23 protein-coding genes and 2 pseudogenes are annotated in these 25972 nt (G+C 38.9%); 15 read left to right on the top strand and 10 right to left on the bottom strand.

Annotated features, from left to right (window positions below):
- Window positions 1-23 precede the first annotated feature (23 nt).
- Window positions 24-872 (bottom strand): 16S rRNA (cytidine(1402)-2'-O)-methyltransferase, encoded by an 849-nt coding sequence (rsmI, locus tag INP93_RS06680; protein WP_197544477.1) that lies wholly within the window; start codon window positions 870-872, stop codon window positions 24-26.
- Between the two features lie 69 nt (window positions 873-941).
- Between rsmI and INP93_RS06675 the strand changes: the two genes are divergently transcribed.
- From INP93_RS06675 to lysS, 12 genes and pseudogenes are all read left to right on the top strand, one after another.
- Window positions 942-2663, top strand: coding sequence for a penicillin-binding protein activator (locus INP93_RS06675; protein ID WP_070583148.1), 1722 nt, complete (start codon window positions 942-944; stop codon window positions 2661-2663).
- A 3-nt stretch (window positions 2664-2666) separates the two neighbouring features.
- Complete coding sequence (locus tag INP93_RS06670) at window positions 2667-3026, top strand: YraN family protein (protein WP_197544476.1); 360 nt, start codon at window positions 2667-2669, stop codon at window positions 3024-3026.
- A gap of 12 nt (window positions 3027-3038) precedes the next feature.
- On the top strand, window positions 3039-3623 hold the full coding sequence (locus INP93_RS06665; protein WP_178410462.1) for a D-sedoheptulose-7-phosphate isomerase: 585 nt from the start codon (window positions 3039-3041) through the stop codon (window positions 3621-3623).
- Window positions 3624-3659: 36 nt separating this feature from the next.
- Window positions 3660-4037 (top strand): annotated as a pseudogene (locus INP93_RS06660) (ATP-binding cassette domain-containing protein); the annotation flags it as partial.
- 11 nt (window positions 4038-4048) lie between these two features.
- Complete coding sequence (locus tag INP93_RS06655; protein ID WP_197544475.1) at window positions 4049-5080, top strand: YeiH family protein; 1032 nt, start codon at window positions 4049-4051, stop codon at window positions 5078-5080.
- Window positions 5061-5348 (top strand): annotated as a pseudogene (locus tag INP93_RS06650) (penicillin-binding protein activator); the annotation flags it as partial. The gene INP93_RS06655 and the pseudogene INP93_RS06650, both read left to right, overlap by 20 nt.
- Complete coding sequence (locus tag INP93_RS06645; protein WP_197544474.1) at window positions 5348-5707, top strand: YraN family protein; 360 nt, start codon at window positions 5348-5350, stop codon at window positions 5705-5707. The pseudogene INP93_RS06650 and the gene INP93_RS06645, both read left to right, overlap by 1 nt.
- A gap of 12 nt (window positions 5708-5719) precedes the next feature.
- Window positions 5720-6304, top strand: coding sequence for a D-sedoheptulose-7-phosphate isomerase (locus INP93_RS06640; protein WP_049365806.1), 585 nt, complete (start codon window positions 5720-5722; stop codon window positions 6302-6304).
- Window positions 6305-6388: 84 nt separating this feature from the next.
- Window positions 6389-6970: a division/outer membrane stress-associated lipid-binding lipoprotein gene (gene dolP, locus INP93_RS06635; protein ID WP_049384187.1), complete on the top strand. Its 582-nt coding sequence runs from the start codon at window positions 6389-6391 to the stop codon at window positions 6968-6970.
- 275 nt (window positions 6971-7245) lie between these two features.
- Window positions 7246-9516: a class 1a ribonucleoside-diphosphate reductase subunit alpha gene (gene nrdA, locus INP93_RS06630; protein WP_197544473.1), complete on the top strand. Its 2271-nt coding sequence runs from the start codon at window positions 7246-7248 to the stop codon at window positions 9514-9516.
- A 95-nt stretch (window positions 9517-9611) separates the two neighbouring features.
- Window positions 9612-10742, top strand: coding sequence for a class Ia ribonucleoside-diphosphate reductase subunit beta (gene nrdB / locus INP93_RS06625; RefSeq protein ID WP_014065539.1), 1131 nt, complete (start codon window positions 9612-9614; stop codon window positions 10740-10742).
- A gap of 284 nt (window positions 10743-11026) precedes the next feature.
- Entirely contained in the window at window positions 11027-12535 is a 1509-nt protein-coding gene (gene lysS / locus INP93_RS06620; protein WP_049370475.1) for a lysine--tRNA ligase, read from the top strand.
- A gap of 137 nt (window positions 12536-12672) precedes the next feature.
- On the opposite strand, the gene INP93_RS06615 is transcribed toward lysS, so the two are convergent.
- The 6 genes from INP93_RS06615 to pxpB all read right to left on the bottom strand — a co-directional run bounded on the left by INP93_RS06615 (window position 12673) and on the right by pxpB (window position 19046).
- Window positions 12673-13818 carry a 5-methyltetrahydropteroyltriglutamate--homocysteine S-methyltransferase gene (locus tag INP93_RS06615; protein WP_197544472.1) on the bottom strand — a complete coding sequence of 382 codons (1146 nt, stop codon included), beginning with the start codon at window positions 13816-13818 and terminating at the stop codon, window positions 12673-12675.
- A gap of 194 nt (window positions 13819-14012) precedes the next feature.
- Window positions 14013-15377, bottom strand: coding sequence for a patatin-like phospholipase family protein (locus INP93_RS06610; RefSeq protein ID WP_197544471.1), 1365 nt, complete (start codon window positions 15375-15377; stop codon window positions 14013-14015).
- A 135-nt stretch (window positions 15378-15512) separates the two neighbouring features.
- Window positions 15513-16706 (bottom strand): NRAMP family divalent metal transporter, encoded by a 1194-nt coding sequence (locus INP93_RS06605; RefSeq protein ID WP_197544470.1) that lies wholly within the window; start codon window positions 16704-16706, stop codon window positions 15513-15515.
- A 48-nt stretch (window positions 16707-16754) separates the two neighbouring features.
- Window positions 16755-17492 carry a 5-oxoprolinase subunit PxpA gene (gene pxpA, locus INP93_RS06600; protein WP_197544469.1) on the bottom strand — a complete coding sequence of 246 codons (738 nt, stop codon included), beginning with the start codon at window positions 17490-17492 and terminating at the stop codon, window positions 16755-16757.
- Entirely contained in the window at window positions 17479-18408 is a 930-nt protein-coding gene (locus INP93_RS06595) for a 5-oxoprolinase subunit C family protein (RefSeq protein ID WP_197544468.1), read from the bottom strand. Before INP93_RS06595 ends, pxpA begins: the two co-directional genes overlap by 14 nt.
- A complete protein-coding gene (gene pxpB / locus INP93_RS06590) occupies window positions 18405-19046 on the bottom strand; it encodes a 5-oxoprolinase subunit PxpB (protein WP_197544467.1) in 642 nt (213 codons plus the stop codon). Before pxpB ends, INP93_RS06595 begins: the two co-directional genes overlap by 4 nt.
- A gap of 209 nt (window positions 19047-19255) precedes the next feature.
- Between pxpB and fbp the strand changes: the two genes are divergently transcribed.
- Entirely contained in the window at window positions 19256-20260 is a 1005-nt protein-coding gene (gene fbp / locus INP93_RS06585) for a class 1 fructose-bisphosphatase (protein ID WP_049357539.1), read from the top strand.
- A 90-nt stretch (window positions 20261-20350) separates the two neighbouring features.
- Here the strand turns inward: fbp and lptG are convergent, their stop codons facing one another.
- On the bottom strand, window positions 20351-21430 hold the full coding sequence (gene lptG, locus INP93_RS06580; RefSeq protein WP_420026353.1) for an LPS export ABC transporter permease LptG: 1080 nt from the start codon (window positions 21428-21430) through the stop codon (window positions 20351-20353).
- Between the two features lie 5 nt (window positions 21431-21435).
- Entirely contained in the window at window positions 21436-22527 is a 1092-nt protein-coding gene (lptF, locus tag INP93_RS06575) for an LPS export ABC transporter permease LptF (RefSeq protein ID WP_197544466.1), read from the bottom strand.
- A gap of 105 nt (window positions 22528-22632) precedes the next feature.
- Here lptF and INP93_RS06570 point away from each other — a divergent pair, with 105 nt between their 5' ends.
- Window positions 22633-24108: a leucyl aminopeptidase gene (locus tag INP93_RS06570; protein WP_197544465.1), complete on the top strand. Its 1476-nt coding sequence runs from the start codon at window positions 22633-22635 to the stop codon at window positions 24106-24108.
- A 59-nt stretch (window positions 24109-24167) separates the two neighbouring features.
- On the opposite strand, the gene INP93_RS06565 is transcribed toward INP93_RS06570, so the two are convergent.
- Window positions 24168-25019: an endonuclease/exonuclease/phosphatase family protein gene (locus tag INP93_RS06565; RefSeq protein WP_197544464.1), complete on the bottom strand. Its 852-nt coding sequence runs from the start codon at window positions 25017-25019 to the stop codon at window positions 24168-24170.
- Window positions 25020-25233: 214 nt separating this feature from the next.
- Here INP93_RS06565 and ytfE point away from each other — a divergent pair, with 214 nt between their 5' ends.
- Entirely contained in the window at window positions 25234-25908 is a 675-nt protein-coding gene (ytfE, locus tag INP93_RS06560) for an iron-sulfur cluster repair protein YtfE (protein WP_197544463.1), read from the top strand.
- Window positions 25909-25972 lie beyond the last annotated feature (64 nt).

Here is a 25972-nt window from a genome sequence, read left to right as displayed (position 1 = left end):
GAAGAGGTGGGATAGTTTTTTGACTAATCTAAATTATCCAATCCAAATTGGTATAAGGCATTTTTCTTATAACCATAAAGTTCAGCCACAATCGCTGAGGCTTTTTTTAAAGGTAATTCTTTAGCTATTAAAGTGAGTGCTTTAATTGCTTGTGGTGAAAATTCTTCGCTATCTTCTGATTTGGGTTTGCCTTCCACGATTAACACCATCTCACCTTTCGTGCGATTCGGATCTTCACTTAACCATTGACGAAGATCACTTAATTTATCCCCTGCAATGGTTTCCCACGTTTTCGTAATTTCACGGGCAAGTACAACATAGCGTTCGCCACCTAATACATCTTGCATATCGGCAAGGGTATCTAAAATGCGGTGAGTTGATTCATAGAAGATTAAAGTGCGGTCTTCTTCTGCGACGTTTTCTAACTTATCTTTACGTGCCTTGGTTTTCGCAGGTAAAAAACCTTCAAAGCAAAAACGGTCAGATGCAATACCCGATGCACATAATGCCGTAATTGCTGCACAAGCGCCGGGTAACGGCACCACTTTAATGCCTGCCTCACGACATTGACGCACTAAATGAAAACCCGGATCGCTAATTAAGGGGGTTCCCGCATCAGAAATTAATGCAATATTGGTGCCTTGTTTTAGCTTTTCTACCAACACATGTGCTTTTTCTTGTTCATTGTGATCATGCAAGGCGAAAAAAGGCTTTTTGATACCATAATGACTGAGCAATAAACCACTGTGGCGCGTGTCTTCCGCAGCAATTAAATCCACTTGTGAAAAGGTGTCTAAAGCACGTTGTGTAATATCTTGTAAATTCCCGATTGGCGTGGCGACAATATATAAAATTCCGGTTAAATCATTCATTTTTGTTTGCTTTTACATTGTGAGATAAGTAAGATCGCCCATTATTGATTTATTCATTATGGAGCGAATATGTCTATTCTATTACAAGGCGGTCGTTTTAAAAAACGTTTAATGCCGATTTTATTGTCTGTTGCGTTAGCAGGTTGTTCTAACTTATTTGGTAGCAGCTTTACCCAAACATTACAACGTGATGCCAATGCAAGTTCTGAATTTTATATGAACAAATTAGGGCAAACACAGGATAAAGAAGATCAACAAACATACAAACTCTTAGCAGCTCGTGTATTAATTTCTGAAAATAAAGTACCCCAAGCGGAAGAGCTATTAACGGAGTTAGTTGACTTAAACGAAGCACAACAATTGGATCGCACGTTAATTGAAGCGCGCATCGCCGCAGCAAAAGGCAATAATGATGTGGCTGAAGGTAAATTACGTGCACTCGATCTGACTAAATTAAGTCCATCACAAAAATCTCGTTATTACGAAACCTTTGCTCAAACAGCAGAAAATCGTAAAGACGTGATTGAAGCGGTGAAAGCTCGCATCAAAATGGATGAAAATTTAACAGACATGCAACGTCGTAAAGATAATGTTGATAAAACTTGGTCGTTACTCCGTTCTGCGAATGCCGCTGTTATCAATAATGCCTCAGATGAAGGTAGCGTGGCATTAGGCGGTTGGCTCACCTTAATTAAAGCTTATAATGACAACATCCGTCAGCCAGTACAACTAAGCCAAGCGTTACAAAGCTGGAAATCAGCTTATCCAAATCACGTTGCGGCAACCTTTTTCCCTAAAGAGCTAGAAAGCTTGTTGAACTTCCAACAAACGAATTTAGCTCAAATTGGTTTAGTCTTACCTTTAAGCGGCGATGGCCAAATTTTAGGTACAACGATTCAATCAGGTTTCAATGATGCAAAAGGTGACTCAACCATTCCGGTACAAGTGTTTGACTCATCAACTACACCGATTAATGACATTATTGCACAGGCAAAAGCATCGGGTATTAAAGCGTTAGTGGGTCCATTGCTTAAACAAAATGTCGATGCCATCATTGCGAATCCAAGCGCAGTACAAGGCATGGATGTACTCACATTAAATGCAACAGCAAATACTCAAGCAATTAACCAAGTCTGTTATTACGGTTTATCTCCAGAAGATGAAGCAGAGTCTGCAGCGAACAAAATGTGGAAAGATGGTATTCGCAATCCAATTGTTGCCATGCCGCAAAATGATTTAGGACAACGTGTTGGTAATGCTTTCAACGTGCGTTGGCAACGTTTAGCGGGTACAGATGCGAATATTCGCTACTATAACTTACCGGCTGACATTACCTACTTCTTCCAAGGTGCGCCGCAAGATACAAGTGCACTTTATGTCATCTCTTCACCAGATGAATTGGCTGAAATTAAAGGTTATTTAGATACCAGCAATCCGAATGTCCGTATCTATGCAAGCTCTCGTTCTAACGCGGCAAGTAATACACCAGAATACTATGCGAAAATGAATGGCGTCCAATTTAGTGATATACCATTCTTTAAACAAAGCGATTCTTCACAATATCAAAAAGTGGCCGGCTCAACCGGTGGTGAATTCCAATTAATGCGTTTATATGCAATGGGTTCTGATGCATGGTTACTCATCAATCACTTTAATGAATTACGCCAAGTGCCAGGTTACACCTTAAGTGGTTTAACCGGTCAACTTAGCGCGGATTCAAACTGTGATGTAGATCGTGATATGACATGGTATCAAGTACAAGATGGTAACGTGGTAGCGGTTGCGAACTAATCCATGTTTTCATTAAAACGTCAACAAGGGGCGGGCTTTGAACATCAAGCCCGCCTTTTCTTAGAGTCTAAAGGTCTCAAATTCATCGCAGCAAATCAACATTTCAAATGCGGTGAATTAGATCTCGTTATGCAAGACGGGCAAACCATTGTGTTTGTTGAAGTACGCCAACGCTCCAACTCAGCATTTGGATCTGCTGTTGAAAGTGTAGATTGGCAAAAGCAACAAAAATGGCTAAATGCCGCAAATTTATGGCTGATGAAACAAGACATGAGTTTAGAAGACGCCGATTGTCGTTTTGATTTAATCGCCTTTGGCAAAACGCCACAAGATATTCAATGGATTCCTAATTTTCTCGATTAATGGCTTTTTATAATGTTACAAAAAGTAAAAGATATTTATAGCGAAAGTATTCAAATTCAAATTGCTGCGTCTAGCATGCTGTCGGAAAATATTGCTAACGCTACCCAAATGGTGATGCAATGTTTGCTAGGCGGCAATAAAGTGATCGCTTGTGGCGTCTCTCGATCTTATTCCAATGCGCAGTTTCTCGTATCTAACTTGCTTAATCGATATGATTTAGCAAGACCGAGTTTTCCCTCTGTGCTCTTGAGTTTAGAAAGTGCGGTGGGTTCTTCTCTTGTTTTTGAACACTCGCCTGAAGAATTGTATTGTCACCAATTTAATGCTGTTGCCAAACCAGGTGACTTACTTATCGCTTTTGCACCTTTGGGAACAGAGAAAATTGTGCTAAACACTATTTCTCATGCAGTAAATAAAGAAGTTAATGTCATTGCACTCACTGGCTCTAATAACGACGCCATTCAAGGAATTTTAGCTGATAGTGATTTAGAAATATCGATTCCGGCAACCAAAGAAAGTCGAGTCCTAGAAAACCATCTTTTTGTTATCAATGCCCTTTGTGAATTAGTTGACCATACCTTGTTCCCAAGTGCTTGACAGCAAAATAAATCAATTTCAAACTAGTAGTAATTTAATCTCAAAAATCTTTCTATCAGCCAAAAACAGCGTGTCGCTTTGGCACGCGCGCTGATTTTAGAACCTGAAATAATTATTATAGATGATGCACTTGGTAATTTGGATGCCTCGGTGCGCATTCAATTACTAAATTTAACCCTTGATCTGCAGCAACGTTTAGACATCTCTTACATTTATGTAGGCCAAGACCTCGGCGTGATTAAACATATTGCAGACACAGTCATCGTGATGGATAAAGGGAAAATGATAAAGAGCGGTACGCCTAAAACGCTATTTACCGCTCCTCAAACAGATGTAACTGGTCGTTTAGTGGAAAGTTATTTTGGCAAAATTTTAGATGAAACTGCTTGGGTAAAAGACAAAAACACTCACTAAGGAGAGAAAAAATGAACGCCCGTCCCTTTTATTTCGGACTTATATTTATCGCGATTATCGCTATACTTGCTAACTATTTAGGAAACACTGATTTTTCCCATCATTATCATATCAGTGCTTTAATTATTGCCATTTTGCTGGGAATGGCAATCGGCAATACCATTTATCCGCAATTTTCAACACAAGTGGAAAAAGGCGTGTTATTTGCGAAAGGCACGCTTCTTCGCACTGGCATTGTGCTGTATGGTTTTCGCCTCACTTTTGGCGATATTGCTGATGTCGGATTAAATGCTGTCGTCACTGATGCAATCATGCTAATTTCAACCTTCTTTTTTACCGCACTTTTAGGCATTCGTTATCTAAAAATGGATAAACAATTGGTTTATCTCACTGGGGCAGGTTGCAGCATTTGCGGTGCAGCAGCAGTGATGGCGGCAGAGCCTGTTACCAAAGCAGAATCCCATAAAGTTTCAGTGGCAATTGCCGTAGTGGTCATTTTCGGAACTCTTGCTATTTTTACTTACCCCTTGTTCTACACGTGGTCACAACATTTAATTAACGCCCATCAATTTGGTATTTATGTTGGTTCTAGTGTACACGAAGTGGCTCAAGTTTATGCGATTGGGGAAAATATTGATCCTATCGTGGCGAATACTGCCGTCATTTCCAAAATGATCCGAGTGATGATGCTTGCACCATTTTTATTAATGCTTTCTTGGTTATTAACACGTAGTAATGGAGTATCAGAAAATACGTCACACAAAATTACAATTCCTTGGTTTGCTGTACTTTTTATTGGCGTTGCGATTTTTAATTCTTTTGATTTATTACCAAAAGAACTCGTGAAATTATTAGTTGAAATTGATTCTTTCTTATTAATTTCAGCGATGGCTGCCCTTGGCTTAACTACGCAAGCAAGCGCAATCAAGAAAGCTGGATTAAAACCTCTGATTTTAGGGATACTGATTTATTTATGGCTAGTGGTTGGTGGATTTTTAGTGAACTATGGAATATCAAAATTAAATGAATGGTGTTCAATTTAGTGATATTCCATTTTTTAAAGAAACCAATTCACCACAATATCAAAAACTCGCTAAAACAACTGGCGGTGAATATCAATTAATGCGTTTATATGCAATGGGGGCGGATGCTTGGTTACTCATCAATCAATTTAATGAATTACGCCAAGTACCAGGATATCGCTTAAGTGGTTTAACTGGTATTTTAAGTGCGGGTACAAATTGTAATGTTGAACGAGATATGACTTGGTATCAATATCAAGATGGTGCAATTTTACCAGTAGCAAACTAATGTTTTCTTTAAAACGTCAACAAGGGGCGAGCTTTGAGCATCAAGCTCGCCTTTTTTTAGAATCAAAAGGCTTAAAATTTATTGCGGCTAATCAAAATTTCAAATGTGGTGAACTTGATCTTATTATGAGTGACAAAGGAACCATCGTTTTTGTTGAAGTTCGCCAGCGTTCTAATAATGCCTTTGGCTCAGCAATAGAAAGCGTAGATTGGCAAAAACAACAAAAATGGCTAAATGCCGCAAATTTGTGGCTTGCCAAACGCAACCTAAGCCTCGAAGATTCGGATTGTCGTTTTGATCTCATCGCCTTTGGCAAAACGCCCCAAGATATTCAATGGATTCCTAATTTTCTCGATTAACCTTTTCCGATTATGTTACAAAAAGTTAAAGATATTTATAGCGAAAGTATTCAGATTCAAATCTCTGCTTCTAGCCTATTATCAGAAAACATTGCCACCGCCACACAAATGGTGATGCAATGTTTGTTAAGTGGTCATAAAGTGATTGCCTGTGGCGTCGCTCGCTCTTACGCGAATGCGCAGTTCTTAGTGTCAAATTTGCTTAATCGTTACGATTTTGAGCGTCCTAGCCTGCCATCCGTACACCTTAGCCTTGAAAGTGCGGTCGGTTCTTCGCTGGTTTTTGATCAACCTATCGATCAACTGTATCAACATCAATTCAACGCTATTGCGAAGCCTGGTGACTTATTGATCGCCTTTGCACCGCTTGGAACAGAAAAAGCGGTACTGAATACGATTGCTAATGCCGTCAACAAAGAAATTCAGGTCATTGCCTTAACCGGTGCAAATAATGATGCGATTCAAGGTGTGTTAGCTGAAGCAGATTTAGAAATCTCTATTCCAGCAACGAAAGAAGCGCGTATTTTGGAAAATCATTTATTCGTCATAAATGCACTGTGTGAGCTTGTTGATAGCACACTTTTTCCAAGAGCTTGACATTAAAGGCTTTTCCAACCAAACTATTTCTAAAATTAATTGACTAATTAATTAACTCACTCATTTATAAAAAGGAGATTAATGATGAAATTAACCCCATTAAAAAAACTCGCCTTCGTACTTGGTGCATCTATTATGTTACAAGGCTGTGTGGCGGCTGTACTTGGCGGTGCAGCAGCAGGTGCTAAAGTCGCAACGGATCCTCGTACAATGGGGACGCAAGTCGATGATGAAACTTTAGAAGTAAAAGTTGAAAATGCATTAGATAAAGATGCACAAATTAAATCGGAAGGTCGTGTACATGCCGTTTCTTATAGCGGACGTGTATTATTGATTGGTCAAGTGCCGAGTGAAGGCGTGAAAGAAACCGCAACCAGTCTTGCAAAAGGCGTGGACGGTGTGAATGATGTCTATAATGAATTACGTGTGGGCAATAAAATTAACTTTGGTCAAATTACCAAAGACAGTTGGATTACCACACAAATTAAATCAAAACTCTTCGTTGGCGATAATGTAAAAGCCACAGATGTGAAAGTGATCACCGAAAATGGTGAAGTATTCTTACTCGGAAACGTCACTCAATCACAAGGTGACTCAGCGGCAGAAATTGCAAGTAAAGTTACCGGTGTTCAAAAAGTCGTCAAAGTATTTAAATACTTGAATTAATTAAATTTTTAAACTTTAAAGTGCGGTCAAAAATCATCTCGTTTTTGACCGCACTTTTTTCTTTACAAAGATTTACAAAAAAGATCCTGCTTAAAAAAACATCACTTCGAAAAAAAGTTATTTGTTTTAAATGACTTATCTTTTGTCAATAATGTAAGTAAAAAATTTACTGCTTGAATTCAATTTTAAAACACTCTATCTTGTGCATCGTTATTTTTCATAACACTATATCTTGTGTTTTTTTAAAGTCATCTCTCTAGCAGGTTTTATCTCCCATGAACAAAGGATTAATGGTTACAAAGCGCGATGGTACGCTTGAACAAATCAATTTAGACAAAATTCACCGAGTGATTACTTGGGCGGCTGAAGGCTTGGAAAACGTGTCTGTTTCTCAAGTTGAATTGCGTTCTCATATTCAATTTTATGAAGGCATTCGTACCTCTGATATTCACGAAACGATTATTAAAGCAGCGGCAGACCTAATCAGTAAAGATACCCCGGATTATCAATATCTTGCTGCACGTCTTGCGGTTTTCCATTTACGCAAAAAAGCGTATGGCCATTTTGATCCGCCTCGTTTATACGATCATGTGAAAAAATTAGTGCGCATGGGCAAATACGATCCTGCACTTTTAGCCGACTATACTCGTGAAGAATGGGATGAAATGGATGGGTTTATTGATCACTGGCGTGATATGACCTTTTCTTATGCCGCAGTAAAACAATTAGAAGGAAAATATTTAGTTCAAAACCGTGTAACCGGTGAGATTTATGAATCTGCACAATTCCTTTATTTATTAGTTGCAGCGAGCTTGTTCTCAAAATATCCACAAGAAACCCGTTTGGATTATATTCGTCGTTTCTATGATGCGACCTCAACCTTTAAAATTTCCTTACCTACGCCAATTATGGCGGGGGTTCGTACGCCTACTCGTCAATTCAGCTCTTGCGTATTGATTGAATGTGGTGACAGCTTAGACTCTATCAATGCTACCTCTGCAGCAATCGTGAAATACGTTTCACAACGAGCTGGTATCGGAGTAAATGCAGGTGCAATTCGTGCGTTAGGTAGCCCTATTCGTGGTGGTGAAGCATTCCACACTGGCTGTATTCCATTCTATAAACACTTCCAAAGTGCCGTTAAATCTTGTTCACAAGGTGGCGTACGTGGTGGTGCGGCGACAGTTTACTACCCGATTTGGCACTTAGAAGTTGAAAGCTTATTAGTATTGAAAAATAACCGTGGTGTGGAAGATAACCGTGTTCGTCACATGGACTACGGCGTGCAGTTAAACAAATTAATGTATCAACGCTTAATTAAAGGCGCAGACATTACTTTATTTAGCCCTTCAGATGTACCTGGACTTTATGAAGCTTTCTTTGCTGATCAAGATAAATTTGAAGAACTTTACGTGAAATACGAACAGGATCCAAATATCCGCAAACGTGCTGTAAAAGCCGTTGAGTTATTCTCTTTATTAATGCAAGAACGTGCATCAACCGGTCGTATTTATATCCAAAACGTGGATCACTGTAATACCCATTCACCATTTGATCCGCTTGTTGCCCCAGTGCGTCAATCTAACTTATGTTTAGAAATTGCATTACCAACTAAACCATTACAACATTTCCATGATGAAAATGGTGAAATTGCCCTTTGTACACTTTCAGCGTTCAACTTGGGTCAATTAGATGATTTAGACGAGTTAGATAACTTAGCGGATCTTGCAGTACGTGCATTAGATGCATTACTAGATTACCAAGACTACCCTGTTCCAGCGGCAAAACGCTCTTCATTAGGTCGTCGTTCACTTGGTATTGGTGTAATTAACTATGCGTATTATTTAGCGAAAAATGGTGTGCGTTATTCTGATGGTTCAGCGAACGATTTAACTCACCGTACATTTGAAGCGATTCAATACTATCTATTGAAAGCCTCCATGAACTTAGCGAAAGAATTAGGTGCATGCGAATACTTCAATGAAACCAATTACGCGAAAGGTATTTTACCAATCGATACGTATAAGAAAGATATCGATAGCTTAACGCAAGAACCATTACATTATGATTGGGAAACGTTACGTCACGAAATCAAAGAGTTTGGTTTACGTAACTCAACCTTAACTGCATTAATGCCGTCAGAAACCTCTTCACAGATTTCTAACGCAACAAATGGTATCGAACCGCCACGTGGTCATATAAGTATTAAAGCGTCAAAAGATGGCATCTTAAGACAAGTTGTACCGGATTATGAAAACCTAAGTGATAACTACGAGTTGCTTTGGGACATTCCAAGCAATGACGGTTACTTACACTTAGTGGGCATTATGCAAAAATTCGTAGACCAAGCGATCTCTGCAAATACCAACTACGATCCAAAACGTTTTGAAGACGGTAAAGTGCCAATGAAAGTGTTGTTAAAAGATCTTTTAACCGCTTACAAATACGGTTTAAAAACCCTTTACTATCAAAACACCCGTGATGGTGCTGAGGACAGCCAAGAAGATTTAGATGATGGCTGTGCGGGTGGCGCTTGTAAGATTTAATAATTTAGGTGGGCTTGTTTACAAGTCCGCCTTTTGATATTTTTAGGCAATCAATCATTAAGTGGGTAAAAGCCCGCTATAAGTAAGGATATAACATGGCATATACTACTTTCTCACAAACCAAAAACGACCAATTAAAAGAGCCTATGTTCTTTGGTCAAAACGTTAACGTTGCACGTTACGATCAACAAAAATATGAGACGTTTGAAAAGCTCATTGAAAAACAACTTTCCTTCTTCTGGCGTCCGGAAGAAGTGGATGTGTCTCAGGATCGTATCGACTATGCCGCGTTACCTGAACATGAAAAACACATTTTCATCAGTAACTTAAAATATCAAACCTTATTAGATTCTATTCAAGGCCGTAGCCCTAACGTCGCATTATTACCGTTAGTGTCTATTCCTGAATTAGAAACTTGGATCGAGACTTGGACCTTCTCAGAAACCATCCACTCTCGTTCTTACACACACATTATTCGTAACATTGTGAACGACCCATCTATCGTGTTTGATGACATCGTGACGAACGAAGAAATCATCAAACGTGCGCGTGACATTTCTTCTTACTACGATGATTTAATTCGTGATAGCCAACTTTACAGCTTGTATGGTGAAGGTACTTATACTGTAGATGGTAAAGAATGTGTGGTGACATTACGTAATCTGAAAAAACAACTTTACCTTTGCTTGATGAGTGTGAACGCACTTGAAGCGATTCGTTTCTACGTATCCTTTGCTTGTTCCTTTGCCTTTGCAGAACGTCAATTAATGGAAGGTAATGCGAAAATCATTAAATTTATCGCACGTGATGAAGCCCTACACTTAACCGGTACACAGCACATTTTAAACATTATGGCTGCAGGTCAAGACGATCCTGAAATGGCAGAAATTGCGGAAGAATGTAAACAAGAAGCCTATGATTTATTCTTAGCGGCAGCGGAACAAGAAAAAGAATGGGCTGATTATTTGTTCAAAGACGGTTCAATGATTGGATTGAACAAAGACATTTTGGTGCAATACGTGGAATATATCACTAATATCCGTATGCAAGCCGTTGGTCTTCCATTACCATTTGGTGCACGTTCAAACCCAATTCCATGGATTAATGCATGGCTTGTTTCTGACAACGTACAAGTGGCACCACAAGAAGTAGAAGTGAGTTCTTACCTTGTTGGTCAAATTGACTCTAAAGTCGATACCAATGATTTCGGTGATTTCGATCTTTAATTAATCATTCTACGCTAAGAGCGGTCAATATTTTCAGCGTTTAAAACCTTTGAAAAGTTGACCGCTCTTTTTGTTTGCATGAATCTCAATACATGCTGATAAACGTTTTGATTAAAAAAATAGCATAATTTCGCTTTCCTACATTTATCACTAAGACTTTCCTCATAAAACAGATGACTTCATTAAAAAAGGCTTAACAAAAAACCATGCTATGGGTAGAATAGAAGAAACCTGTTTATTTTCAATAAATCACATTCTAATTACAAACTAGCGAGGTAAAGGATATGTCAGAACAAGAAGTGAAAGAATTAGATCTCAATGGCGAAATGCTCGTTCGCCGTGAAAAATTAGCCGCATTACGTAAAAAAGGTAATGCGTTCCCGAATCAATTCCGTCGTGACGCCCTTGCTCAAGATTTACATGATAAGTACGAAGCCGAAGATGGTGAAGTATTAAAAGAAAAAGCCATTGAAGTTGCCGTTGCTGGTCGTATTATGACCCGTCGTGCAATGGGTAAAGCTACCTTTATTACCTTGCAAGATATGAGTGGCAAAATCCAATTATATGTTGCTCGTGATAACCTTCCTGAAGGCGTTTATGCTGAAGATGTAGGTAACTGGGATTTAGGCGATATCATTGGGGTGAAAGGTACACTTTTCAAAACCAAAACCAATGAATTAACCATCAAAACCACTGAAGTTCAACTTTTAACCAAAGCGCTTCGTCCGTTACCAAACAAATTCCATGGTTTAACAGACATGGAAGCCCGTTATCGCCAACGTTACTTAGATTTAATTTCTAATGAAGAATCTCGTCGTACTTTTGTGATTCGTTCAAAAGTGGTGGCAGGTATTCGTGAGTTCTTTATTTCTAAAGGCTTCATGGAAGTTGAAACTCCAATGCTACAAGTGATTCCAGGCGGTGCATCTGCTCGTCCATTTATCACTCACCACAATGCATTAGACGTTGATATGTATCTTCGTATTGCACCTGAACTTTACTTAAAACGTTTAGTAGTTGGTGGTTTTGAGCGTGTATTCGAATTAAACCGTAACTTCCGTAATGAAGGGGTTTCTGTCCGTCACAATCCAGAATTCACCATGCTTGAATACTACCAAGCTTATGCTGATTATCACGATTTAATGGATAATACCGAAGAATTATTGCGTAAATTAGCAATTGATATTCTTGGTACCACCATTGTGAAATACGGTGATTTAGAATTTGACTTCGGCAAACCATTTGAACGTATTACATTACATGATGCAACTATCAAATACGGTGCAGATAAAGGTATCGTAAAAGAAGATCTTTATGACTTCGATCGTGCAAAAGCAACCGCTGAACGCTTAGGCATTGAAGTACAAAAATCTTGGGGTCTCGGCTCTATCGTAAATGCGATCTTTGAAGAAGTGGCTGAACATCACTTAATTCAACCAACCTTCTTAATGGCGCATCCAGCAGAAATTTCACCTCTTGCACGTCGTAACGATGAAAATCCAGAAGTAACAGACCGTTTTGAATTGTTCATCGGTGGTCGTGAAATTGGTAACGGCTTCTCAGAATTAAACGATGCCGAAGACCAAAATGAACGTTTTGATGCGCAAGTTGCAGCAAAAGAAGCAGGTGACGATGAAGCGATGTTTAAAGATGATGACTTCGTTGTTGCACTTGAACACGGTTTACCACCAACAGCTGGTGAAGGTTTAGGTATCGACCGCTTAGCAATGCTTTATGCTAACGCACCATCTATCCGTGATGTGATCCTATTCCCTGCGATGCGTCAAAAATAATTAAGTTGAAATAACATAAAAGGAAGTCTACGGACTTCCTTTTTTATTGTCTAAAAGTGCGGTCATTTTTAACCGCACTTTCATAAAAAAAGAGATAACCGCCTTCACGATTATCTCTTTTACATTCCAATTTGAAATTATTTACCCCAAACTTCTTCTACGATATCGCGGATAAATTCAAGTTTCTTCCATTGTTGTTCTTCAGTCAGAATGTTGCCTTCTTCTGTTGAAGCAAAACCACATTGTGGACTTAAGCAAAGTTGATTGATATCCACATATTGTGCCGCTTCTTTAATACGAGCAATAATTTCATCACGGTTTTCTAATTCGCCCGATTTAGAGGTGATTAATCCTAACACCACTTGTTGATTTTTAATAAAGCGTAAAGGTTTAAAATCTCCCGCACGATCACTGTCGTACTCTAAGAAGAAACCATCTACATTACAATGACCAAATAAAGTTTCTGCGATAGGTTCATAACCACCCGCTGAGAACCAAGTTGAACGGAAGTTACCACGGCAAATATGCATTGTAATTGCTAAATCAGCAGGTTTTGCTGCCACGATTTTATTTAACATATACACATAATCTTTGGCAATTTGATCTAAATCTAAACCGCGTTCAGTATAGGTTTTACGTTTATCTTCTGCACAGAACTCGCCCCAACTTGTATCATCCAACTGCAAGTTACGGCAGCCTAATTTATAGAAGATATTCATCGCATCAATATAAGCATCCGCAATATCATCTAATAATAACTGATTGTTATCTTTATAACGTTCAATCGGCTGATAATCTGTAGCACGTACTGTACAAATTAAATGAAGCATTGACGGCGAAGGAATGGTTAATTTAACTTCAGTCTCCCCTGCCATTTTTTGCAATGAGCGATAATGTTCAACAAATGGATGGCTCTCTGAAAAACCGATTTTATCCACAATTTTTAACGTTTTTGGACGTACATTATCGTGTTTAAATTGCACTGAGAATTTTTCAGCATCTACTTCTTTCACGCCATCTAATGCGGCTAAGAAATCTAAATGCCAAAAAGTACGACGAAATTCACCATCGGTCACCGCATGTAATCCAACATTTTTTTGATGCTCTACCAATTTTGCAATTTCTGCATCTTCAACTTGTGTTAAATCAGCACAAGAAATATCGCCACAACTACATTGATGACGAGCCTGTTTTAAAGCGTCCGGACGTAAAAAGCTGCCTACAATATCAAAACGATATGGCGCAGAAGTACGAATAGTGGTATTGGGAAAAAGTTTACTCATTTTGCTTTCCTATATTTAATTAATTTTAAGATAGACTGAGTGTAACAAAATTAACGTCTTCATTAAAGATTTAGACGTCTAGATGGATGTGAATTTTATTGTGATTTTATATGAATAGAATTGATGTAAAGAATTAAAAAAAGGAAAGTGCGGTTAATATTCCCGAAAATTTTAACCGCACTTTAATCATTAGGCTATTGTAATGCTTTCAGTGCCTTATGATATTCTTTCGATTGTTCCAATAAAATCTTGGCAGCTTCACGCAATTTGTCCACATCTGATTGGGGTAAATAAAAAGATGTTCCGATATTAAGCACATCATTTTTTAATTGCCCCTCAGGCAAATCTTTCAAACTTAAATTCACAAAATAAGCTTTAATTTTTTCACCTTTTTTATGTTTAGCGTAAGCATTCCATTGGTCAGCAAATTTTTGTGAATATTTCACGGTAGATTCCGTTGTTTTATCAATCGGTACATTTATCACCGTGTTCACCACTTCTTTGATTCCTGGCACATCAGCAGACTTATCAATATGGTTCGAGAGCTCATTTTGCGCATTGACGTTTACCACGACAATATTGCGTAAATTGTAATTTTTCAGCTCTGTATACAATTTTTTGACAGTGAGTAAATTCGACATATCTAACAAGCTTGCCAAGCCCAAATTATCCGTTAAACCACCGTCAACCAAATGTAAATAAGGTTTTTCCTCATTATTTTGATAAGAAGCCGTACGTTTTTTCATGGTTTCAAAATTGTTTAGCCACAAACGATTCCCTACTTTCATTTGTGTCAATAATTCTTTTTTACTCTCGGCTTGGCAAACACCACCATGATTATTTTGTGTAATGGGTGAAAAAATTAATGGAACAGCACTGGATGCTGCCACAGCTCTTGCAATTTCAACATCATTTAAATCTACACAAAGCCAATCAAAGAAATCTTGAGTGAAAGAGACCTCCTGTCCAGCGACCATGTCGGTGGCATTAATTACAGCAAAAGGTCCTTTACGTTGTTCAAGATCTGCAAATTTTTTCCCACGATATAAAGCAAGATTGAGCTGTTCCTGCAACAAATCGCTACGACCAAACTGTGGAGAAGTAAGCCGAGGCACATTACTCACTGAAAATACTTCATTGATGACTTTTTTCTGGAAATTCTTTTTCAAAAAAGAATTATTAAATTTAGGGATAATGTCCTGTCCCTCCAAAGCAAAATAGGCTGCTAATACTGAGCCGCCAGACACCCCATACACAATATCAATATTTTGCAATAAGGTGCTACCTTTCTCTGTTGGACGCACCGAGACATTTTGGAACTGCTCTAACACGCCATAACCTAAAGATGCCGCACGAGAGCCACCACCTGAAAAAGTCATAATCACCAAATTTTCTTTTTGTAATGCCTGCTGCATCGCATTTTCCAAGCGATATCCCTTTTGTGGATCTATTTGCTCAATCGTTTTAGTGGGATGATAAGTAATTGAATTGCAAGCAGCAAGCAAAGCAATACTGCCAGCAAGTAAATTTGATTTGAAAGGAAAATGAGTAAGTTTCATAACAGTATTCCTTTATTGTTATTGAATACTTTTAATTCTACACAGATTTAGGGATAAAAAAAGTGCGGTTGATTTTTGAATATTACACTGAAAACTCTCAGTAAATTCTAACCGCACTTTAGTTTGAAATAAAAACTAACTTACAAAACTAGATACATAAGAAATTATGGTTTTTCCACTTAATATTGCCATAATAATCACTACAACCCAGCCAGCAAAAGCTAAACAAATTGGATGTTTATAGCTTCCAACAATATCACTTCGGTAAGCCGCTAACAGAATTAATGCGAGTGCAATTGGGAGAATTAAACCATTCAATGTTCCCACAAAGACTAATACCGCTGCAGGTTTTCCAACTGTCACCAAAACAACCGTAGAAATCACGATAAAGGCGATAATCCAACGATTACGGTTACGTTCAATGGTTGGACAAAGGCTTGTGAGGAAAGAAACTGAAGTATAAGCCGCACCGATAACAGATGTAATAGAAGCCGCCCAAATCACGACGCCAAATAACACTTGACCGAAATTGCCAGCTACATATTCAAAAGGTGTTTCAGCGGGGTTTTTAGGATTAAGAGGAACGCCTTTTACCACAATGCCCAGTACCGCGAGAAATAATACAATTCGCATAGTTGAGGCGATCAAAATAGCCGAAACAGAACTACGACTCACTTCCGCCATCGCTTTTTCACCTTGAATGCCTGCATCTAATAAACGATGAGCTCCGGCAAAGGTAATATATCCCCCTACGGTTCCCCCAACTAATGTCACAATGGCAATCGGATCAATTTGCTCTGGAATGAAGGTGCGATATGCCGCCTCAACAACAGGTGGTTCCGTTTTAAACATGACATAAAACGTGAGTGCAATCATGATAAAACCCATTAATTGCGCAAAGCGATCCATTAATAATCCTGCTTCTTTACGCAAGAAAATTAAAATGGCAATAATACCGCTAATGATCGCTCCCGTTTCTGGTGCAATACCGAACATTGAGTTTAAACCAAGTCCTGCTCCTCCCACATTACCAATGTTAAAAGCAAGTCCGCCCATCACAATAAGTGCCGCAAGGAAATATCCTGCGCCAGGAAAAACCGCATTAGAAACATCTTGCGCTCGCTTTCCTGATACCACCACAATTCGCCAAATATTAAGCTGAGCACCAATATCTAACAAAATCGATAATAAAATCACAAAGCCAAAACTGGCTAATAAGGTGTTTGTAAAAGTTGCAGTTTGAGTTAAAAAGCCCGGACCTATTGCTGAAGTTGCCATTAAAAATGCCGCCCCCAGCACAGCATTTCGGCGGTGAGTGATTGATGCCATAAAGCACCTCCCTTATTAAGTTGATGTTGTGTGTTATGTTTACTCGGCTTATGCCGTTATTGTTATATGATTTTTCTCTAATTCTTCCACAATACGTGCCGCAAATTGTAGAGAATGTTGATTATCGCCATGTAAACAGATACTTTCTGCTTTTACTGGCACAAGGCTTCCATCAATGGCCTTGACTTGACCTTCTGTTACCATTTGTAACACTTGTTGAATGGCTTCCTCATCAGACTCCACCATTGCATTCGGTTGCGAACGAGGTACTAAATTTCCATCAGGCATATAATGGCGATCTGCAAACACTTCTGAAATGGTTTGCAAGCCTTCTTCCTCTGCTATACGTAACATTAAGCTGCCCGCTAATCCCATTAATTTTAAATTTGGATCAAATTGATAAACGGTTTGAGCAATTAGGCGAGAAAGCTTTTCATCTTTTGCCGCTTGGTTATATAAAGCACCGTGCGGCTTAACATAACTAATTTCCGCCCCTTCCCCATCACAAATTGCTTTTAATGCACCAAGCTGATACCGCAAATGCGCAATTAATTCCTGTTCAGGTAAATCCATTTGAATACGCCCAAAATTGTCTCGATCTGGAAAGCCTGGATGAGCCCCAATGCGTACCTGATTTTCTTTCGCAAATCTAACCGCACTTTGCATTTCTTTTGCTCCACCAGCATGTAAACCACAAGCAATATTGGCAGAAGAAAGTAATTTCAATAATGCCTCATCAAAAGGAAAACCTTCAGCAATATCGGCATTTAAATCAATTTTTTTCATCGACAATTCTCCTAATTTGATCGAGGTATATCTCATTTTTACGACGTAATTTTGCGGCCTGTTCTAAACTAACTGCCTCGAATTGAATGGTTGAGCCTAAACGTACCTGTGCCAACGCACCAAGATCCGCATCGATCACATTGGCAATTTTGGGATAACCGCCCGTAGTTTGTGCATCAGCCATCAAAATAATTGGTTGACCACTTGGTGGAACTTGTACGCTACCAAATTGAATCGCGTGAGACAGCATTTCCAGCGGTTGCTTTAATTCTAATTTTTGCCCTTGAAAACGATAGCCCATGCGATCACTGCTACTTTGCAACGTCCATTTACTTCGCCACCAATAATATTGAGATTTTCGTTTAAACGCTTGATATTCAGAGGACGGTAACGCATGAATCGTATGCTTAAGTGGAATAGGTGCAATCCCAATTTCACTACGTAAAATAGGAGCATTTACCGTTTGTAATTGATCTCCAACTTGTAAACAACGCCCTTCTACACCGCCTATTTGAGCACGAAGATCCGTACTACAAGAATTCAATTCTTGGGGCAAGATAAAACCACCTTGAACACATAAATAGCCATACATACCAATTTTTGCACGTACCATTTTCAGAACTTGCCCCGCTCTCGCCTGATAACGCCAATAGGCAAAAATCGGTTTGTCATCTAAGGTCATTTCATAAAATGCCCCCGTCACACAAAAATTCATATCTTGCTGAAATTGTAATGTAAGACCACCTAAAGGCACTTCGATTGCTGGAGCTCCCTCTGGATTTCCCAGTAGAATATTGCCTGCACGTAACGCCAATTTATCCATTGCTCCAGAGTGACTAATGCCAAATCGACGTAAACCAAAACGACCTAAATCCTGCATTGTGGCGCGGGATTGCACATCAATAACATGAATCATAATTCAATGCCCTCCACCACAAACTTCACTGTATCACCAGCTTGTAATAAAGTGGGTTGTGCTTGATTTTTGTCAAAAAGCGCTTGTTTGGTATGGCCGATTAATTGCCATCCACCTGGAGAGGAAAAGGGATAAATACCGGTTTGAGCTCCACCAATACCCACAGAACCTGCAGGAACAACTGTTCTTGGTGTGGCACGACGAGGCGTGTGTAAGCATTCGGGCAAACCGCCCAAATAAGGAAAACCAGGTTGGAAACCAATCATATATACGGTATAGATAGGATCACTGTGCATTTGAACGATCTTTTCGGGCGTCGTGTTATGTAATTTGGCGACCTCAGATAAATCTTGGCCTCGTTCACCGCCATAAATCACCGGGATTTCGATATGACGACCTTGAAACGTAGAGACTTTCAATTCTGCCCAATATTGTTCCAAACGTTGAATAAGCGGTGCAAAATCCACATAAAAATCCATGAAGACCGTGAGATTATTCATTCCCACGACAACTTCTACAATATCTTGCTCAGACTGTAGTTGGTTGGCAAACGCCCAGAGTTGGCGTTGTTGTTGAAGTGAAGCTGGTGGTGGTAAAGAGCAAACCACCGCCGACTCGCTGATCGGGGTTATATTCATAGGATACCCTTTATTATGATGTTGTGTTGTTTGTTATTTTTTTGTTACACCTCTCTTTTAAAGGATATTTATAGGTTTTGTCAAGGTTTTGTGTTGAAAATAAAGTGTGATGCAGATCTCATTATTCATATTTTGATCTCAATCAAAATTATGAAATAGCGTATAATCAAGGTGTCTGTTACTTAACAATGATAAAAAAAGGAATAAAAATGAAAACATTGAGTGAATTTATTGTTGAACGCCAAGCGGAGTACCCAAATGCAAAAGGGGAACTTAGTGGTATTTTGTCTTCTATTCGTTTATTAGCAAAAATCATTCATCGTGATATCAACAAAGCCGGTTTAACCAATATCCTTGGTCAGTCTGGTGTCGAAAACGTGCAGGGTGAAAGCCAAATGAAATTGGATCTATTCGCCCATAACACCATGAATGCAGCCCTCATGTCACGTGAAGAAGTGGCGGGTTTTGCTTCCGAGGAAGAAGAAAGTTTTATCGCTTTTGATACTGAACGTGCTCGCAATGCAAAATATATTATTTTGACCGACCCACTTGATGGTTCATCCAATATTGATGTGAACGTTTCTGTTGGTACGATCTTCTCTATTTACCGCCGTGTTTCACCGATTGGCTCACCTGTAACCTTAGAAGACTTTATGCAACCGGGTAATAAACAAGTGGCTGCGGGTTATATCGTATATGGTTCGTCTACCATGTTGGTTTATACCACTGGTCATGGGGTGAATGGCTTCACTTACGATCCATCTATCGGTACATTCTGCCTTTCTCATGAAAATATGCAAATGCCAAAAGAGGGTAAAATCTACTCCATCAACGAAGGACAATATCTCAAATTCCCACAAGGAGTAAAAAAATACATTAAATACTGCCAAGAGGAAGATAAAGCAACTAACCGTCCTTATGCCTCACGCTATATCGGTTCATTAGTGGCAGACTTCCACCGTAACTTATTAAAAGGCGGTATTTACATTTACCCAAGCGCAACCAACTATCCAAATGGTAAGCTTCGTTTGCTTTATGAAGGCAATCCAATGGCATTCTTAGCAGAACAAGCGGGGGGTATTGCCTCTGATGGTTACAATCGAATTTTAGATATTCAACCAACTGAACTTCACCAACGTGTACCACTTTTCATCGGTTCCGCAGAAATGGTGAAAAAAGCAGAAGAAATGATGAGAGAATTTAAAGAAGATTAAATTCCTAAAGTGCGGTCAATTTTGACCGCACTTTTTTAGCGAACAAAAAGGCGAACCTTCTCAGCTCGCCTTTTTCGTTTATTGTATCAATTAGTCTCGTTTTCTGGCGAGTAACCACCAAATAATCGCCATAAACAAGAGACTTGGCATCAGTGCACCTAAAAAAGCTGGTGCATTAAATACCACACTCATTTGTCCAAAAATTTCATTGACGACATAGAACAAGAAACCAAAGCAAATCCCCGTTACGATTCTCGCCCCAGCAGTAACACTACGCAATGAACCAAAGATGAAAGATAACGCAAGCATCATCATCACACTTACAGAAAGGGGCTGAAAAATCTTACGCCAATAGGTTAATTCAAAACGGCGAGAATCCTGTCCTGTCTGTTTTAAGAACGCAATATATTCATACAAGCCTGAAATGGATAATGATGTTGGACGTAATGAAACTGCGCCTAATTTATCTGGTGTTAAGCTTGTTGCCCAATCTTCTGTTAAACGGTTTGTTGTGGTAATTTGCTCTTTTGATACCACTGAATTATTGACTTGGCGTAACTGCCATTGATTATTTTCAGCAGAATATTGCGCTTGATTTGCATGCTTCAAATGGGTGAGGTTACGCTGGTCATCAAAGGTATAGATGTAAATATCTTCTAATTGTGCATCATCGGTAATACGACGAACATACACGAAATTATTACCATCTTTTGCCCATACACCATTTTTTACTGAAAGCATTGAACCACCGGAAAGTGCACGAGTACGCATATCACGGGCAAACTGTTCAGTTTGTGGAATCCCCCACTCACCAATAATCATGGTAAAAAGTACTAGTGGAAGTGCCGTTTTCATGACTGCTAATCCAATTTTAAAGCGAGAAAAACCCGCAGATTGCATTACCACTAATTCACTGCGGCTGGCTAAATTACCTAACGCAATTAATGCACCTAACAAAGCAGCCATCGGGAAAAAGGTTTCTACATCTTTTGGCATCGTTAAACCTGTATAAGCCACAGCTTGCCAAATATCATAAGAACCTTTCCCGACGCTACGAAATTGCTCTACGAATTTGATGATTGCCGAAAGACCAACTAATGTAAATAGTGTGGCAAAAATTGCCCCTAAGATGCTTTTACCGATATAACGATCAAGAGTATTCACCAACATTGTTATTATCCTTTTCTGAATACACGACGGAATTTATGCATAACAGTGCTATCCCAACTATTCAGCACAATCCCTAAAATTAAAAAGGCGATATTTACCACCGGCATTAACAAACCTGCATCAAGCTTACCTGCGCCACCCGCAGATTTAAATGAGCTTTGTAATAAGAAGTAAATTAAATAAAGCAATAATGCCGGTAAGATCTTCGCAAAACGACCTTGGCGAGGATTCACTTTACTCATTGGTACAGCAATAAGTGCCATTAAAGGCACCGCTAAAATTAAGGTAATTCGCCAATGCAACTCTGCTTTTGCTGCTGCACTTTTATCTTTTAATAATTGCTCAAAAGACAATTCAGCTGCCTCATCACTTTCTGTGTTTGTCTCTTGATGGCCTAAATAGGCTTGGTAGTCATCAAAATGTGTAATACGGAAATCAGGAAGCACGGATGTGCCTTCTACACGCAAGGTATTCTGTAAATTCAAGACTTGATCGCCATTCGGTAACGCTTTTAACTCACCTTTTTCAGCGGTAACTACTGACGGTTTAGTTTGACCTTTGGCTTTCATTTGGAAAAGATAAACATCACTGATTTGATTACCGTTAATCTTATCAATGAATAAGACGAAATTATTGTTGCTTGTGGACATGAATTGACCAGAAGCCAATGCCCCCATTGTTGGGTTTGCTTTAGCATCTTCGACAATCGCCGCTTGTTTTTGAATGGCCCATGGGGAAAGCCATAAAGCGTTGTAAGCAGCCAAACCCGCTGTGAGTAAAGAAAGAATTAACGCCACGCGAACAAGAATACGTTGTCCCACACCACAGGCACGCATTACCGTAATTTCACTTTCTGCATAAAGACGACCGAAAGTCAGTAAAATGGCGATAAACAAACATAATGGCAACATTAATTGCGCCATTGTCGGCATCCCTAAACCGAGTAAAGAGAACACAAGATCGGCGGGCACTTTACCATTTGCCGCTGAACCAAGTACGCGAACAAGTTGTTGGCTGAAGAAAATTAAAAGCAAAATAAACAAAATTGCAATCTGGCTTTTAAAAACTTCCTTTGTTAAATATCGGGTTAATATCATTCTTTTTTTCTAACTAAAAAACACGGGAAACTGGCTAATTTAGATGGCGTATGATACCTTATTTTGACTGATTTAAATAGCAAATTAGCAACATAAGGAAATAACATGAAATATCAAGCAAACTCAACCGCACTTTCTCAATCAACCGATTGCCTTATTATCGGCATTTATGAGAACAATGAATTGACAAAAAGTTTCAATGAAATCGATCAAATCACACAAGGCTACCTCAGCCAGTTAGCTCAAAGCCAAGATCTTTCAGGCAAAATTGGGCAAGCAACTCTGCTTCATTCGTTACCGAATCTTACAACTAAACGCGTGTTAGTCGCAGGTTGTGGCAAAAAAGGGGAAACGACTGAACGCCAATTTAAACAAATCATTCAACGCGTGACTCAAACATTAAAAGAATTAAATATTCAACAAGCAGTGAATAATTTAACGGATGTGGAAATTAAAGATCGCGATCTATTTTGGAATGTGCGTTTTACCGTTGAAACCATCGAACATAATCTTTATCAATTTGATGAATTTAAAAGTAAAAAAGCGGATGCTATCTCACTTCAAGAAATTGTTTTTAATACCAATGATGCACAAGCTCAGCAAGCTATTGCAGAAGCTCAAGCCATTGCAAATGGTGTAAAAGCTGCACGTAATATCGCGAATATGCCACCTAATATTTGTACACCGGCTTATTTAGCTGAACAAGCTAAAAATTTAGCCGAAACATCAACCGCACTTTCCTTAGATGTGATTAATGAAGAAGACATGACAAAACTTGGCATGAATGCGTATTTAGCCGTATCTCGAGGTTCGCAAAATCCGGCTTATATGTCTATTTTACATTTCAACAATGCACCTGATAAAAATGCGAAACCTATCGTATTAGTGGGCAAAGGATTGACTTTTGATGCGGGCGGTATTTCTTTAAAACCAGCCGCAGATATGGATGAGATGAAATACGATATGTGCGGTGCTGCCTCTGTTTTCGGCACAATGAAAGCGATTGCAGAATTAAATCTTCCATTAAATGTCATTGGTGTATTAGCGGGTTGTGAAAACTTACCTGATGGCAATGCCTACCGCCCAGGCGATATTCTCACTACGATGAACGGTTTAACCGTAGAAGTATTAAATACTGACGCTGAAGGACGTTTAGTACTTTGTGATGCGCTTACCTATGTAGAACGTTTTGAACCGCAATATGTGATTGATGTCGCAACCCTGACTGGTGCTTGCGTGGTGGCGTTAGGCCAACATAACAGCGGCTTAGTTTCAACTGATTATGCCTTGGCTGAACAGTTATTACAAGCCGCACAACAAACTACTGATAAAGCTTGGCGTTTACCGTTGAGTGAAGAATATCAAGAGCAATTAAAATCTCCATTTGCTGATTTAGCCAATATTGGGGGGCGCTGGGGCGGCGCAATTACTGCGGGGGCATTCCTCTCTAACTTTACGAAAAAATATACTTGGGCGCATTTAGATATTGCGGGGACAGCTTGGCTTCAAGGCGCCAATAAAGGTGCAACAGGTCGTCCAGTACCTTTATTGACACAATTCTTAATTAACCAAACTAAATAATTAATACATAGGGCTAACATTACGTTAGCCCTAAATTTTTCTAAAAATCTGACCACACTTTATTCCAATTCGAATTCCATCAGTAATGGATTATGATCTGATGAAGTAACCACTTCTGATGTCGCACTTATCACTTTTACGCCTCGCGTAAAAATATAATCCAGTGGATAACCTAAAAATCTAACCCGCTCATCTTGAGAGAGTACCACAGAATCTAAGCCATATTTTTTCATCAGATTATTCACTAAATTAAGACGAGTTTCATTCCATGCATTAAAATCACCAGACATGATGATGGGACCTTGATGATTTTCAACAAAGAAAAAGAGCTGCTCTAATTGGGTTTGATAAGTGGAAATTCCCCATTCAAAATTAATCAAATGCATATTAATCAGTAGCAAGCTATTGCCTTTTTCTAACGGAAAACTCATCACACTAGCCACTTTAGGTATTTGTATTAATGGTTCAGCTACGCCACCACCGCAATACCATTCTGGCTGTGTTTGGGTAAATGTCTTGACACCGGATAAGAGATCTTTAAAAGAAAAAGAGGACACAAAAAGTGCGGTCGAAAATGTACTTAAATTTTGATGCTGCGTCGCCTCTTGCAATAACACAAAATCAGCCTGATTAGACAATCGCGCTAAATCTTCTTGCCACCCCTTATCTTGCCCTTTATGCATATTCCAATTGACCAAACGAAAATGTGAAGAGGCTAATTTAGCCACTGAGTTATCAGCCTTGTCACATTGCATATTTAACTTGCTTTCAAAAGGAATATAATTGACTTTTTGTGACGTATTTAATTGGATAAATGTACGTTTAAAAATTGTTAAATTCGCAAATAAATAGCCGCCACCTAAAATCAGCAATAGTAATCCAACAGCTAAAAATCGATAAATTCGCTTCATGATGATCCTCTCTCTATACTCGAATAATAGCACCTCATCAAAGCAATGCAACTTTCACTTTTAATACTCATCAATACCTACCTACAACAAGGTAACTTTAACTTTTTGCTTTGATTTAAATCATACTTTGCTAAAAAAACCGTTGCATTTTTAATTTATTATCTTAGTATTTCACTCAACTTTTAACTCTACCTCATCAATAAGGAGATTCATTATGTCTTTTGGAAATAAAAAATTAAGTGAAATCGCAGTCAGTGTACCCGGCTCAACTTCTCTACTTCGTGAATATGATTTGGATTTCTGCTGTGGTGGTTCCGATACACTCGCAAACGCAGCAGCAGAAAAAGGATTAAATTTAGCAGAAATTGAAACGCGCTTAACCGAGCTTCAAAACAGCAAAGCAGAAAACCCTGAAGAATATTGGGTTAATGCAACTTATCCTGAAATTATCGATCATATTTTAGTTCGCTACCATCAACGTCACCGTGAACAGCTTCAAGAATTAATCGTGTTAGCGGATCGCGTAGAAAGTGTTCATGGCGATCGCGATGATTGTCCGATTGGTGTCGCAGCTGAATTACGTAATGTCTATGAAGATTTAAGCAACCATATGATGAAAGAAGAGCACGTGCTTTTCCCAATGATCAAAGCTGGTAATTATATGATGGCGCAAATGCCAATTCGTATGATGGAAATGGAACATGCAGAACACGGCGAACATTTAGATGTATTGAAATCATTAACAAATAATATGACGCCTCCAGCAGATGCTTGCAATACATGGCGAGCACTTTACAGTGGTATTCAAGAATTTGCAGACGATTTAATGATGCATATTCATCGTGAAAATAATATTTTATTCCCACGTGTTATTGCTGAAAATCACTAAGCGAAAATCATATAAAGAAAAGGGCGAAATTATTCGCCCTTTAAAATTAGCCTAAAACTGACCG

This window comes from Haemophilus parainfluenzae (assembly GCF_014931415.1).
Lineage (GTDB): Bacteria > Pseudomonadota > Gammaproteobacteria > Enterobacterales > Pasteurellaceae > Haemophilus_D > Haemophilus_D parainfluenzae_AF.
Note: the sequence above shows the minus strand (reverse complement) of the source record. Positions and strands in the feature narration are given on the sequence as shown.

Coding starts and splice junctions, on each gene's coding strand:
- INP93_RS06665 (WP_178410462.1), top strand. CDS start 3,039: ATGTTACAAAAAGTAAAAGATATTTATAGCGAAAGTATTCAAATTCAA.
- pxpB (WP_197544467.1), bottom strand. CDS start 19,046: ATGAATATAACCCCGATCAGCGAGTCGGCGGTGGTTTGCTCTTTACCA.
- fbp (WP_049357539.1), top strand. CDS start 19,256: ATGAAAACATTGAGTGAATTTATTGTTGAACGCCAAGCGGAGTACCCA.
- INP93_RS06615 (WP_197544472.1), bottom strand. CDS start 13,818: ATGAGTAAACTTTTTCCCAATACCACTATTCGTACTTCTGCGCCATAT.
- INP93_RS06605 (WP_197544470.1), bottom strand. CDS start 16,706: ATGGCATCAATCACTCACCGCCGAAATGCTGTGCTGGGGGCGGCATTT.
- nrdA (WP_197544473.1), top strand. CDS start 7,246: ATGAACAAAGGATTAATGGTTACAAAGCGCGATGGTACGCTTGAACAA.
- INP93_RS06640 (WP_049365806.1), top strand. CDS start 5,720: ATGTTACAAAAAGTTAAAGATATTTATAGCGAAAGTATTCAGATTCAA.
- lysS (WP_049370475.1), top strand. CDS start 11,027: ATGTCAGAACAAGAAGTGAAAGAATTAGATCTCAATGGCGAAATGCTC.
- pxpA (WP_197544469.1), bottom strand. CDS start 17,492: ATGAAAAAAATTGATTTAAATGCCGATATTGCTGAAGGTTTTCCTTTT.
- INP93_RS06670 (WP_197544476.1), top strand. CDS start 2,667: ATGTTTTCATTAAAACGTCAACAAGGGGCGGGCTTTGAACATCAAGCC.
- dolP (WP_049384187.1), top strand. CDS start 6,389: ATGAAATTAACCCCATTAAAAAAACTCGCCTTCGTACTTGGTGCATCT.
- lptG (WP_420026353.1), bottom strand. CDS start 21,430: ATGTTGGTGAATACTCTTGATCGTTATATCGGTAAAAGCATCTTAGGG.
- INP93_RS06675 (WP_070583148.1), top strand. CDS start 942: ATGTCTATTCTATTACAAGGCGGTCGTTTTAAAAAACGTTTAATGCCG.
- INP93_RS06595 (WP_197544468.1), bottom strand. CDS start 18,408: ATGATTCATGTTATTGATGTGCAATCCCGCGCCACAATGCAGGATTTA.
- lptF (WP_197544466.1), bottom strand. CDS start 22,527: ATGATATTAACCCGATATTTAACAAAGGAAGTTTTTAAAAGCCAGATT.
- INP93_RS06645 (WP_197544474.1), top strand. CDS start 5,348: ATGTTTTCTTTAAAACGTCAACAAGGGGCGAGCTTTGAGCATCAAGCT.
- ytfE (WP_197544463.1), top strand. CDS start 25,234: ATGTCTTTTGGAAATAAAAAATTAAGTGAAATCGCAGTCAGTGTACCC.
- INP93_RS06655 (WP_197544475.1), top strand. CDS start 4,049: ATGAACGCCCGTCCCTTTTATTTCGGACTTATATTTATCGCGATTATC.
- INP93_RS06570 (WP_197544465.1), top strand. CDS start 22,633: ATGAAATATCAAGCAAACTCAACCGCACTTTCTCAATCAACCGATTGC.
- nrdB (WP_014065539.1), top strand. CDS start 9,612: ATGGCATATACTACTTTCTCACAAACCAAAAACGACCAATTAAAAGAG.
- INP93_RS06565 (WP_197544464.1), bottom strand. CDS start 25,019: ATGAAGCGAATTTATCGATTTTTAGCTGTTGGATTACTATTGCTGATT.
- rsmI (WP_197544477.1), bottom strand. CDS start 872: ATGAATGATTTAACCGGAATTTTATATATTGTCGCCACGCCAATCGGG.
- INP93_RS06610 (WP_197544471.1), bottom strand. CDS start 15,377: ATGAAACTTACTCATTTTCCTTTCAAATCAAATTTACTTGCTGGCAGT.